The 12,271-nt window shown below is 42.1% G+C and carries 11 protein-coding genes; 9 read left to right on the forward strand and 2 right to left on the reverse strand.

The genetic code is table 11. The features are described 5' to 3' along the window. Positions 1-251: 251 nt before the first annotated feature. The gene (locus V7K61_RS05970; RefSeq protein ID WP_335051825.1) at positions 252-1,136 is read right to left on the reverse strand and encodes an SMP-30/gluconolactonase/LRE family protein; all 885 of its coding nucleotides are present in this window, start codon (positions 1,134-1,136) and stop codon (positions 252-254) included. Positions 1,137-1,510: 374 nt separating this feature from the next. On the opposite strand from V7K61_RS05970, the gene V7K61_RS05975 reads away from it, so the two are divergent. Further along, positions 1,511-2,245, forward strand: coding sequence for a Uma2 family endonuclease (locus tag V7K61_RS05975; RefSeq protein WP_334879442.1), 735 nt, complete (start codon positions 1,511-1,513; stop codon positions 2,243-2,245). Between the two features lie 585 nt (positions 2,246-2,830). On the opposite strand, the gene V7K61_RS05980 is transcribed toward V7K61_RS05975, so the two are convergent. Beyond that, a complete protein-coding gene (locus V7K61_RS05980) occupies positions 2,831-3,769 on the reverse strand; it encodes an NAD-dependent epimerase/dehydratase family protein (protein WP_335051827.1) in 939 nt (312 codons plus the stop codon). Between the two features lie 313 nt (positions 3,770-4,082). On the opposite strand from V7K61_RS05980, the gene V7K61_RS05985 reads away from it, so the two are divergent. The 8 genes from V7K61_RS05985 (at position 4,083) to V7K61_RS06020 (ending at position 12,204) form a co-directional block, all read left to right on the forward strand. After that, the gene (locus V7K61_RS05985; RefSeq protein ID WP_335051829.1) at positions 4,083-5,237 is read left to right on the forward strand and encodes a glycosyltransferase; all 1,155 of its coding nucleotides are present in this window, start codon (positions 4,083-4,085) and stop codon (positions 5,235-5,237) included. A 98-nt stretch (positions 5,238-5,335) separates the two neighbouring features. Next, complete coding sequence (locus V7K61_RS05990; protein ID WP_335051939.1) at positions 5,336-6,091, forward strand: sugar transferase; 756 nt, start codon at positions 5,336-5,338, stop codon at positions 6,089-6,091. Between the two features lie 631 nt (positions 6,092-6,722). Then, complete coding sequence (gmd, locus tag V7K61_RS05995) at positions 6,723-7,802, forward strand: GDP-mannose 4,6-dehydratase (protein ID WP_335051831.1); 1,080 nt, start codon at positions 6,723-6,725, stop codon at positions 7,800-7,802. 23 nt (positions 7,803-7,825) lie between these two features. Beyond that, positions 7,826-8,770, forward strand: a complete 945-nt coding sequence (locus V7K61_RS06000) for a GDP-L-fucose synthase family protein (RefSeq protein WP_335051833.1) — start codon at positions 7,826-7,828, stop codon at positions 8,768-8,770. Between the two features lie 67 nt (positions 8,771-8,837). Continuing rightward, positions 8,838-9,413, forward strand: coding sequence for a 5-formyltetrahydrofolate cyclo-ligase (locus tag V7K61_RS06005; protein ID WP_335051835.1), 576 nt, complete (start codon positions 8,838-8,840; stop codon positions 9,411-9,413). 38 nt (positions 9,414-9,451) lie between these two features. Further along, positions 9,452-10,462: a catalase family protein gene (locus V7K61_RS06010; RefSeq protein ID WP_335051837.1), complete on the forward strand. Its 1,011-nt coding sequence runs from the start codon at positions 9,452-9,454 to the stop codon at positions 10,460-10,462. Between the two features lie 407 nt (positions 10,463-10,869). After that, positions 10,870-11,148 (forward strand): hypothetical protein, encoded by a 279-nt coding sequence (locus tag V7K61_RS06015; RefSeq protein WP_335051839.1) that lies wholly within the window; start codon positions 10,870-10,872, stop codon positions 11,146-11,148. Positions 11,149-11,367: 219 nt separating this feature from the next. After that, positions 11,368-12,204, forward strand: a complete 837-nt coding sequence (locus V7K61_RS06020) for a carbohydrate ABC transporter permease (protein ID WP_334901009.1) — start codon at positions 11,368-11,370, stop codon at positions 12,202-12,204. Positions 12,205-12,271: the final 67 nt, after the last annotated feature.

Consider the following 12,271-nt stretch of genomic DNA (forward strand, 5'->3'; position numbering starts at 1 on the left):
TGAACTCGGAAGTTGCACCTTTGAACTCGGAAGTTGCACCTTTGAACTCGGAAGTTGCACCTTTGAACTCGGAAGTTGCACCTTTGAACTCGGAAGTTGAGCCTCTGAACTCGGAAGTTGCACCTTTGAACTCGGAACTTCAAGATCAAAAGTTTAAAACTCGGAATTTTTAGAATTCGCAAACAAATAAAGAGTCGAGTTGAACAAATATGGGAGGCAATTTAGCGCCTCACCTTGACACAGGGACTACTTTATTTCTCAAAATCATAGCTAGGTAAGCCAGTAACATCAGTTTTGAGAGCAAATAAATCACCTGAGTAGAAACTTTTTCCTATCTCCCCTTGGCTGAGTCCAACTGAAGCTGTAGTGATATAAAGTGTTTGCAAATCTTCGCCACCAAAAGTGCAACTGGTTGGCAATTGGACAGGTAAATTGATCCGCAATATCTCTTCACCCTTAGAGTTGAAACGAATCACACACCACCCATCCCACATAGCTGACCAAATATTTCCTTGACTATCTATCGTCAACCCATCTGGGTAGAAAGATTCATGAGTTAAATCAACAAAAATCCGGCGATTATTAATGTTACCTGTTACTGAATCAAAGTCGTAAGCATATATTTTTTTCTGAGGAGAATCACTCAAGTAAAACGTTTTTTCATCGGGACTCCACCCCAGACCATTAGAGATAGTCAAACCCGTTTCAATCACATACAATGAACCGTCACGATCGTAGCGATAGAGGCTAGCATGAGGTTTTTCTAAAGAACACATTGAGCCGATCCAAAAACGTCCTTGAGAGTCACATTTACCATCATTCAGACGGTTATCTGACAGATTTCCTTCAATTTCCAAAATAGGAATAACTTCACCTGTCTGGGTGTTGAGGAATGCCAGTTGATGACGCAGTGCCATAATTAATCTATCTTTACCTGCTGTTGCGATCGCACCCACCACATCTCCTACATCAAAAAACAAGTCTTTCCCCGTAGCAGGGTTGAACTGATGTACCCGATGGTTGTGAATATCGATCCAGTACAGTAGGTTTTGGGTAGAATCCCAGATGGGGCCTTCACCTAAGCGGGCACGGGCTTCTAATACATTCTGGAGTGGATATTGTAAAACCTGGCTCATTTTATCAACCAACAATAGTATTTACAGAAACTATAGGATTACTATTTGATTTTTGAACAACACGTAGGGTGTGTTATCGCGAAGCGTAACGCACCATTTTCAAGGCTTTGGTGCGTTAGACTAAAGTCATAACGCACCCTACAAATACTTAATTTTTTTCATAAATCAAACCGGATTCCTATAGTTTCAGTAGCCGTTCAGGCAATTCTAAAGAAGGTTTGCCTGACTAATAGAGAAAATTTTCATTCCTGTTTCAGTAAAGACTAAAAACGCCATTTATCGCGTCTTCCCCAGGTAGAAGAAAATATTTTTGATTTTGACTCAACCTTTACTGCGATCCGTTAACTTAAAATTAGTCGGTCAAGATTCCCGTTATGTACCAAACAGACCCGCCTCTCTCTCCCAAAGAAGTCCTACCAACCATGTATGATCTTCCCAGTGAATACCCAGAGGACTCTGGTTTGCCTGACGAATTTCACCTTTTTCAACCCCAACTTCTGCGCGAAACCTTCTGTCCACCTAACTATCCAGCAGAGGAAGTATTTGTTGCCAGTGACTTAAACCTTTACTATGACCTGCGGCATACACTGTGGTACAAACGCCCAGACTGGTTTGCTGCTGTGGGAGTTTCGCGTCTCTACGAACAACAAAACTTGCGTCTCAGTTATGTTATCTGGCAAGAAGGGGTTGCTCCTTTTGTAGTGGTAGAATTGCTTTCTCCTGGCACTGAAAAAGAAGACTTAGGACAAACTCTGCGGGAGATTAACCAACCACCGACCAAATGGGAAGTTTATGAACGGATTTTGCGAGTTCCTTACTACATTGTGTTTGACCGCTACACTGACAAACTCCAAGTATTCCAATTAGTTGCAGATAGTTACAGCGAATTGGACTTGAGTACCCCACGGGTGTGGATGCCGGGTTTGGAACTAGGTTTAGGACTTTGGCAAGGTTCTTACCAAGGAATTGAGCGATTGTGGCTACGTTGGTATGATGCATCCGGGAATTGGCTTCCCACGCCGCTAGAAAAACTAGAACGAGAAAGTCAACGGGCTAACAGATTAGCAGCACAACTGCGCGAGTTAGGCGTTAACCCTGATGAGTTATGAAAATGCGAAAAACATCAGTCAACTTAAGCGAAACGGGCGGTTAGAAACCGCGTCTACACGAAACAAAACCCACACTTCTCTACGAGACGCTGCGCGAACGACAAGCTCAGTGACCGCCTCCGTGGGTTTCAAAACCTTAATTTGACCTTAGAGGATGTTTTAAAAGTCCTCTGATCCGTATAAAAACGTTTTAGATCCCCCTAAATCCCCCTTAAAAAGGGGGACTTTGATTCTGGTTCCCCCCTTTTTAAGCTACGGTGTATACACAAGTCTGAAGTAGTTTACTCACCTGGTTTATGCGTCAGTTTTACCCCACCCTAACCCTCCCCTTGCAAAGGGGAGGGAACAAGATTTTCCGGTTTCCCCCCTTTACAAGGGGGGATTAAGGGGGGTAATTCAACTTGTGTATACACGGTAGCCTTTTTAAGGGGGGTTAGGGGGGATCAACAAGTGCCTAAAATTACAGCCAACCACTTTTAAAACATCCTCTTAGTCCGCCTCGGCGGACTTTGCCTGTGTAGCCGCGTTCACGCAGTGTGCCGCAGGCAATTCTATTCGCCCTGGCTACTGTTTAAACATCTTTACTTACAAAGCTTGTAAAATTTCCTCATCTACAGAGAAATCAACATCAGCTTTGTCTTTTGCATTAGCCAAATAGTCATTTTCTAGAGAGTCTTGCAATCCAGAAATCAAATCATATTCAGGATGCCAGTTTAATTCTGTTTGCGCTTTATTCACCGAAGCAAAGAAATGCTGCACCCGCATTGGAAAAGCTTTACGCTTACCGAAATCAAACTTTTTCGGGTCGTAGTGGACAATTTTAACAGCATCGGGTGATTTGCCAGCCGCTACAGCACTAGCACGGGCTAAACCATCAAAAGTGACAAAGCGATCGCCTGAGATATTATAAATCTGCCCTACAGCTTGTTCATTACCCAAAACCTGAGTCATTGCTTGTGCCAAGTCCTTTACATGACCCAGTTGGGTGATATGCAAGCCATTTCCAGGGATAGGAATGGGGCGATCGCGCACAATTCTGTCAAAAAACCAGCCTTCCAACTCATTATAATTATGGGGCCCGTAGATATAAGTAGGACGAACAGAAGTAAAGGGCAATCCCAATTGAGTCAGATAAGCTTCTGTTTCATGTTTACCCTTATGGCGACTTTTGGGATCTACAGCATCGCCTTCTATGTGGGGTAATTGATCGGATTTTAGATACACTCCTGCAGAACTCATATACACAAAATGTTGCACTCGGTCTTGAAAAATTTCTGCTAGTGGTTGAGTATCAGTAAGTTCGCGCCCGTTATTGTCAAAAATGACATCAAAGTTTTCTTGTGATAACTTTGCCTTTAATTGAGTAGCATCTGTGCGATCGCCTATAATTTGTCCTACTCCCTCTAAAGAAGGTGCTGGCCGATTCCCACGATTGAACAGCACCACCTCGTGTCCTTGTTCTACAAGTAGTTGAGTCAAATAGACACCAATGAACCGAGTACCACCCATAATCAGAATTCGCATAAATTCACCCTTTCTATATCAGTTTTCATCAAGAGATTGGGGACTAGGGAGACAAGGAGAATAATCCATACCCAATGCCTCATACATACATACCTCATGCCCAATGCCCAATCCCCAATCCCTAATCCCCAATCCCCAATCCCCAATCCCAATCTGAGATTATCAGGTTGCCGTATCCATCTGGAACCTCTCAGGGAAAGATTCCGTCTTATGTGCTAATCTGGGGCGCTTCCCATTAATTAATCACAAGGGGAAACTTTTCAGTTAACGTCATCAAGTTAGCCTTTGTATTTTCCACTTATTCAAGTTAGCTGTGCCCTTGAAATATGCTCTGGTTCATGAGTGGCTAACCCCCAAAGCCACCGGTGGTTCAGAACTCGTTGTACGAGAAATTTTGAATCACATTGATGCTGATTTGTATGCCCTCATAGATTTTGAATCCAGCAATAGAGAAAGTTATTTATATAAGCGTCAAATTGGCAAGACGTTTCTCCAGAACTTTCCCTATGCCCGCAACGGTATACAAAAATACTTGCCCTTGTGGCCCTTGGCAATTGAACAACTTGATTTGCGGCATTATGATGTCATTCTGTCTTCATCCCATGCTGTTGCCAAAGGAATCCTTACCACTCCCGAACAGATGCATATTTGCTACTGTCACAGCCCTATGCGCTATGCCTGGGACTTGACCTTTGATTATCTGCGCCACAGCAAACTGGGTAGTGGTTTACCTGGATGGGTGACTCGATATTTATTACATCGTTTGCGCCAGTGGGATGTATTGAGTGCCAATCGCGTTGATTACTTCATTGCCAACTCGCAGCATACAGCTCGGCGGATTTGGCGTTGCTATCGCCGAGAAGCAACAGTCATTTACCCACCAGTTAATATTGCGGAATTTCCGTTTCTGTCTGAGAAAGAGGACTTTTACCTGACAGTTTCCCGGTTAGTGAGTTACAAGCAAATATCGTTGATTGTCAAGGCTTTTAATCAACTAAAACGACCATTAGTAGTCATTGGTACAGGAGATGAAATGAACAAGATTCGCGAGATGGCAAACTCCAACATCCAAATACTGGGATGGCAACCCGATAATGTGGTAAAAAAATATATGTCTAAGGCTAAGGCGTTTGTGTATGCAGCTTGTGAAGATTTTGGGATTGCCCTAGTGGAAGCACAGGCTTGCGGCACACCAGTAATTGCCTACGGTGCAGGGGGTGCTTTAGAAACAGTGCGAGATATCCGCTCTGATGCGGATACAGGGACAGGTATATTTTTCAAGACGCAAACAGAGGCGGCTTTAGTGGAGGCAGTAGAAAAGTTTGAAATGTATGAAGGTTCGTTCAATTCTGAGTATATGCGATCGCACGCCGCGCAGTTTTCACCGCAAATCTTTGCAGATCGTTATCTAAATTTTGTAAACAAGTGCAACGAAAAACACCGTTTTCGGAATGATGGTGTTGATTAACGTCTTATTTTTTTAGGCTTTTGGCAATTTCCCCCAGAAGCACATCATTTTGGCTTTAATATTGGGACTATGTGTGGTGTGGATTATTAAGGAGTATGATGACTGCCCAGAGCTCACTCCTCTCCGGCAAGCGAGGCGTAAGGCAAGACACTAGAGCGTCTACGCGTTTCTTAAAACGCGGTCAAAAAACAAAGACGCCAAAAGTTAAGCCCAAAGGTTTATCTTTTCAGGGTTTAAACGGAGAGTTAGTCAAACGACTGTTCGATATAGTGTTTTCGCTGTCGGTATTAATTTTGTTCTTCCCCGTCTACTTAATTTTGACCTTGCTGATTGCCTTTAGCTCAGAAGGGCCAATTTTTTATGTCCAGGAACGGGTAGGGAAAAATTACAAAGCGTTTAGTTGTATTAAATTCCGAACAATGGTAAGCAATGCGGACGAAATCCTCATGCAAATGATGGAAACATCGCCCGAATTGCGGCAAGAATTTGAGAGCAGTTTTAAGCTGAAACAAGACCCCCGGATTACCAAAATTGGTCGATTTTTGCGAATTACTAGCTTAGACGAATTTCCCCAGTTCTGGAACGTTTTAAAAGGGGACATGAGTGTAGTTGGCCCCCGACCTTTGGTAGCACAAGAACTGCCAAAATACGGTTGTCACATTGACGAGATTTTAACAATCCGTCCAGGAATTACTGGTTTGTGGCAGGTATCTGGGCGTAATGACATTCCCTATCCTCGGAGAGTCCAAATAGACCTGCATTATGTCAAATTTAGGAATTTCTGGCTTGATTTATGGATCATCTTGAAAACTGTTGATGTGGTAATTCTACCCAAAAATAACGGCGCATACTGAGTAACTACTTAGGGTGGATTCTGTGGGGCAGTTAATGCCCCTAAGTACAATTCTCCCCTCAAACTAAAGGATTGCTCATTTTTGTTTCTATAATTTGTGCTTTTCTACTTATATTCAGACTTCTGTAAGTGTGGATCTTTGGCACTTTTGCCAGAAGTCTAACTTTAAAATGGCTATTTTATTAAGTCTTCATAAAACTAGAGATATATGAAGTTTTGACAAAAAACAACATAAACCTCATCTATGTTGAAACCTAGAGTTTTTTAAAATATATATTTATGTAGGTTGGGTGGAGTGAAACGCAACCCAACATTACCACCAAATTTTATGTTGGGTTACGCGATCGCTGCACCCAACCTATAAAACTACGGTTCTCAAGGTAGACGAGGTTTACATAAAAATAATCTCGACCTATCTGGTAGAAGAAAATATACATAATTAAGTAATCTTGAGCTATCTAATATTGGACTTACGTGCTAGATTACTTTTTGTTAAGTATATTTATTTACGGAAAAAGTATCATAACCACAAGAACTCGTAGGTTTCCCATTAGGCAATTCAGCAATTAATTGCTAGGTTGTATCAGATTGGCTGTAAATTTTTAATCAAAGACAATAAGGGATAATTGAGTATGACGCAACAGAAGCGAGCGTTGATTACTGGTATTACTGGACAAGATGGTTCATATCTAAGTGAGTTTTTGTTGGAACAAGGTTATGAAGTTCATGGCATCATTCGCCGGACTTCTACCTTCAACACAGACCGTATCGACCACATTTACGAAGACCCCCACAAAGAGGGAGTACGGTTGTTTCTTCACTACGGCGACTTGACGGATGGTACAACGTTACGGCGTATTTTAGAAGAAGTAAAGCCAGTAGAAATTTACAACCTCGGCGCTCAATCCCACGTCAGAGTCAGCTTTGATTCACCAGAATACACAGTAGATGCAGTAGGAATGGGGACATTGCGTCTGTTGGAAGCAATTCGAGACTACCAGCATCGTACCGGAATTCAGGTGCGATTTTACCAGGCGGGTTCTTCAGAAATGTACGGTTTAGTACAAGCAATACCTCAAACTGAGACAACGCCCTTTTATCCGCGCAGTCCCTATGCCTGTGCGAAAGTTTACGCTCACTGGCAAACTATAAATTATCGTGAATCTTATAATTTATTTGCTTGTAACGGTATACTTTTTAACCACGAGTCACCACGGCGGGGTGAAACCTTTGTAACCCGCAAAATTACTAGAGCCGTGGCTGGTATTGTTGCTGGTAAGCAGAAAAAGATTTACATGGGTAATCTAGATGCCAAGCGAGATTGGGGCTATGCAAAGGATTACGTCAAAGCAATGTGGTTGATGTTGCAGAAAGACCAGCCAGACGATTACGTAATTTCTACTGGTGAAACCCACTCGGTACGAGAGTTTTTAGAACTGGCATTTAGTTATGTGAATCTTAATTGGCAAGATTATGTAGAGTTTGATGAGCGTTACTTGCGTCCATCTGAGGTAGAGTTGTTGATTGGCGATTCTACCAAAGCACGGCAGAACTTGGGCTGGACACCATCAGTAACCTTTGAAGAACTAGTTTCCCTAATGGTAGAAGCAGACTTACAAGCATTGGGTCATACTTCACCCAATGGAAAAGGTTCGCAATTTCCAAATGACATTGCGACTATTCGTCAAACACTGGGCGCTTTGCACTTCTGATTCGGCATCACAGAGGATAAAATATGACCGCCTTAGAACTAAAAAATAAACGCATTCTAGTCACTGGTGGATCGGGGTTTCTAGGCCGTCAGGTGATAGATCAACTGTGTAAAGCAGGAGCCGATCGCGAGAAAATTACAATACCGCGATCGCGCGATCAAGATTTGCGTGTTTGGGAAAATAGCCAACTTGCAGTTGACCAGCAAGACATAATCATACATCTAGCAGCTCATGTCGGTGGCATCGGTTTGAACCGCGAAAAACCCGCAGAGCTATTCTACGATAACTTGATCATGGGAACCCAGCTAATTCATGCTGCTTACCAAGCTGGAGTAGAAAAATTTGTTTGTGTTGGCACAATCTGCGCCTATCCCAAATTCACTCCAGTGCCATTCAAAGAAGACGATCTTTGGAATGGCTACCCAGAGGAAACTAATGCCCCTTACGGAATTGCCAAAAAAGCACTTTTAGTTCAATTGCAATCTTACCGTCAGCAGTACGGTTTTAATGGGATTTACCTACTGCCAGTAAATTTATATGGCCCAGAAGATAACTTTGACCCCGGAAGTTCCCACGTCATTCCAGCATTAGTTCGCAAAGTTCACGAAGCCCAAATTAATGCAGAAAAGCAACTTGCAGTTTGGGGTGATGGCAGTCCTACCCGTGAGTTTCTCTATTCAGAAGATGCAGCACGGGGGATTGTGATGGGGACTCAATTCTATAACGAATCGGAACCAGTTAACTTGGGAACCGGTTATGAAATCTCCATTCTTGATTTAGTAACTCTAATCTGCGAATTGATGGAGTTTAAGGGGGAAATTGTGTGGCAAACTGATAAGCCTAATGGTCAACCCCGCCGCTGTTTAGATACTGAACGGGCCAAGCAAGCCTTTAATTTCACGGCTCAGGTAAGCTTTGAAGAAGGGCTAAAGAATACCATTGAGTGGTATCGTCAACACGCTGCATAACAATGTTCTGGTGAATGTAGAGTGATACAAGCTGGGTGATGCCCAGCTTATTTTTTTGACTATTTTTATGGACAAAGTTAATTATCAACTAAATAAAGTAGAACTGCGCCGCACTCTACTCAAAACACGTCAATCAATGTCTGTTGGAAAATGGAGAGAAAAAAGCGATCGCTTATGCTTTCATTTACAAAACTCTACTTTATTCACCCAAGCAAAAACAATACTCGCTTTTTTCAGCTTTCGCCAAGAACCTGACCTTAGTCCCCTATTTGCCAACACCAAATACCGTTGGGGATTTTCTCGCTGCGTTTATAAATCCCTGTCTTGGCATATTTGGACACCTAACGATTCTATCCAAAGCGGCCTCTATGGCATTACTGAACCACACCCCGACGCTCCAATCTTAGATGCTGCGGAAGTAGATTTGATTCTTGTACCCAGTGTAGCTTGCGACTATCAAGGATATCGTTTGGGTTATGGCGGCGGATATTACGATCGCTTGCTCAGTTTACCGCAGTGGCAGACAAAGCCGACTATCGGAATTGTCTTTGATTTTGCCTATTTGTCCCAAATACCGATTGAACCTTGGGATAAACCATTACAACATATTTGTACGGAAACCGGATTGACTCGAAAAGGTTGAAGCGTTCAGGATAATGAAGACATCTCATAAAATGTTTTATGACTAACCCAACGTCATCTACCACTGAGCAAGAAGCAATAATCGACGATATTATCGCAACGAGCCTCCAAGCTCAACAAAAAAACGGCCCAGACCTCCGTCAAATTCATAGCAAAAGTCATGGACTGCTTTGGGGAGAGTTTATTATTGAACCCAATCTTCCTGAAGACCTGAGAGTAGGTTTATTCAAAACGCCCCAAACCTATCCTGCGTGGATTCGGTTCTCTAGCGGTGGTTCGCCTCAAAAGCGTGGTAAATTCAACTCCGATAGCCAGCCTGATGTTCGCGGTATTGCCATTAAGGTGATGAATGTGGACGGGCAAAAAGTTCTGGATGATGAAGAAAAAACCCAAGATTTTATACTCAACAATTATCCTACTTTCTTGGCTAAAGATGTTCGTGATTACGCCGATCTCTCCAAAGCAGGTAGTGGACAACTTACCCCAGAACGGCTGGAAGAACTTGGTTATGCCTTTGCTATCTTGCAAAAAATTGGCAGCAAAAAGGTAGGAAATCCGCTTTTGATTCAATATTGGAGCATGGCTCCGTTTAAATTTGGTAGTCGTCTTGTCAAATTATCTGTCAAATCTCAACAGCCTGAACAACCACCAGAAACACTTCCAGAATCAGAAAATTACCTTCGAGAAACGCTGGTAAAATATTTGACTGAAGAAGGTCAAGAAGCGTCTTTTGACTTTTTAATTCAGTTTTATGTAGACGATGACAAAACACCGATTGAAGACCACGTTCAGGAATGGCAAGAAGCAGATTCACCGTTTATTAAAGTTGCAACTGTTCGCATTCCCAGTCAGAAGTTTGACTTTGAAGAACGCAAACGTTTAGATGAGGGTATATTGTTTTCTCCTTGGCATACCCTCCTAGAGCATGAGCCTGTTGGAAGTGTGAATCTCTCTCGCAAGAGGCTTTACAGCGAACTTGCAAAGTACCGGCGAGAACAAATTGCCCAACGATCGCGGGAACCACAACCTTATGTAGCGGTTGAAGATTAACTACTATGAATTGGCTTCAAACTGCAAGAGAAACCGTTGAAAGCTGTGCGTACAAACTGTGACTTGATACGAATTAAATCTGATTAGTGAGAATTGAAATACCAAGATTCCCGACTTTTTAAATAAGTCAGGAATCTTGTTTTTAAGGAATGATTTTAACGTGAGTTCGACAAGTCTTATTTGACCTCTCCCCCAGCCCCTCTCCGATGCGGAGAGGGGAGCAAAAAGCTTAATTTTTCGTTTCTCCTCCCTTTCCGTTTCGGAGAGGGAGGCTGGGAGGGAGAGGTTCATCGAGCTCACGTGATTTTAAGACTGCTATAGATGGTTTTTATGAGAATAATGGCTTAAGAATATGATAAATATTTAATTTGTGCAACATAATGCCTTTTATAAATTGGGTACAAACTATGAATAAAGATAATGAGTTAACTGAAAAGTTGAACAGAATGTTGACTGAATCCGCCGACAAAGAATCTGTTATTAAGTTTTTAAGATTGAGTAATTATTCAAAAGCCGAATCAATTGGAATTTTAAAGAAGGCTTTGGGTATTTGTCTTCTTGAAGCACAAGATATCATTCACAATAGTCAAACATGGAGTGATGTAAAAGAACGTGATGCAAAAATAAACAACGAGTTCTGTGATTTTCTGGAAGGATTAGGGAGTTCAGAAAGTGAAGAGACTTAATTATATTGATATGTGAATAAATTCAATAACAGAATTAGGTTAATTGCTTTAAACAGATTTTTGATGATAGGTTAGTATAAAGTTAATCAAATTCTCAAATAAAGCTATGTCTGACTCAATTCAGTATGTCACACTGCGGAAATTTTAACAGTTAATACTTTTGAATTTGAGCAGATCATTATTTAATTTTCAAAAAAGATAATTTCCTATATTAATAAAATGCTGAACTGGAAAAAATCACGATCGCAGATTCTGCTAATGTATGCGCTGTTGGGAGCGATCGCACTGTTGATGCTCTTTCCTTTACTATGGCTAATTAGCACATCCTTGAAATCGCCAACGGAAAATATTTTTCAGTCGCCGCCACAGTTGCTACCCAGTCAACCGACACTAAATAACTTCTCTAGTGTGTGGAACTCTCTACCTTTTGGACAATACCTGTATAACAGTACCTTGGTATCAGTACTGACTGTGGGCTTAAATCTGCTGTTTTGCGCCTTGGCTGCCTATCCGTTAGCCAGATTGTCGTTTGTCGGGCGAGACTGGATTTTTGTGGCGATCGTCTCTACGATTATGATTCCCTTCCAAATCGTGATGATTCCCCTCTATATTTTGACAGTCCAGATGGGTTTGAGAAATACTTATTTAGGGATGATTTTTCCAAGTTTAGCTTCTGCCTTTGGCATTTTTCTGTTGCGCCAAGCTTTCATGAGTGTCCCGAAAGAAATAGAAGAAGCCGCCCGGATGGATGGCAGCTCGGAGTTAGGTTTGTGGTGGCATATTATGTTACCAGCAGTTCGCCCTGCATTGGTAACTTTAGCTATTTTCGTATTCATTGGTGCTTGGAGTGACTTTTTGTGGCCTTTAATTGTCATCCAAGACGAAAATTTATACACTCTTCCTTTGGGAGTCGCCAAGCTAGCAGGTACATTTTCTCTTGACTGGCGGTTGGTAGCTGCTGGCTCAGTGATTGCGATCGCCCCAGTATTATTACTATTTTTGTTTTTACAACGTTACATTGTACCCACAGAAACTGGTAGCGGCGTTAAGGGTTGAAGCAGTAAGGGCGATAAGGGAGATGAAACAGACGCGGGGACATGGAGAAAAACTAATGACTAATGAC

Source organism: Nostoc sp., from assembly GCF_036918015.1.
In the GTDB taxonomy this organism is placed as follows: domain Bacteria; phylum Cyanobacteriota; class Cyanobacteriia; order Cyanobacteriales; family Nostocaceae; genus Nostoc.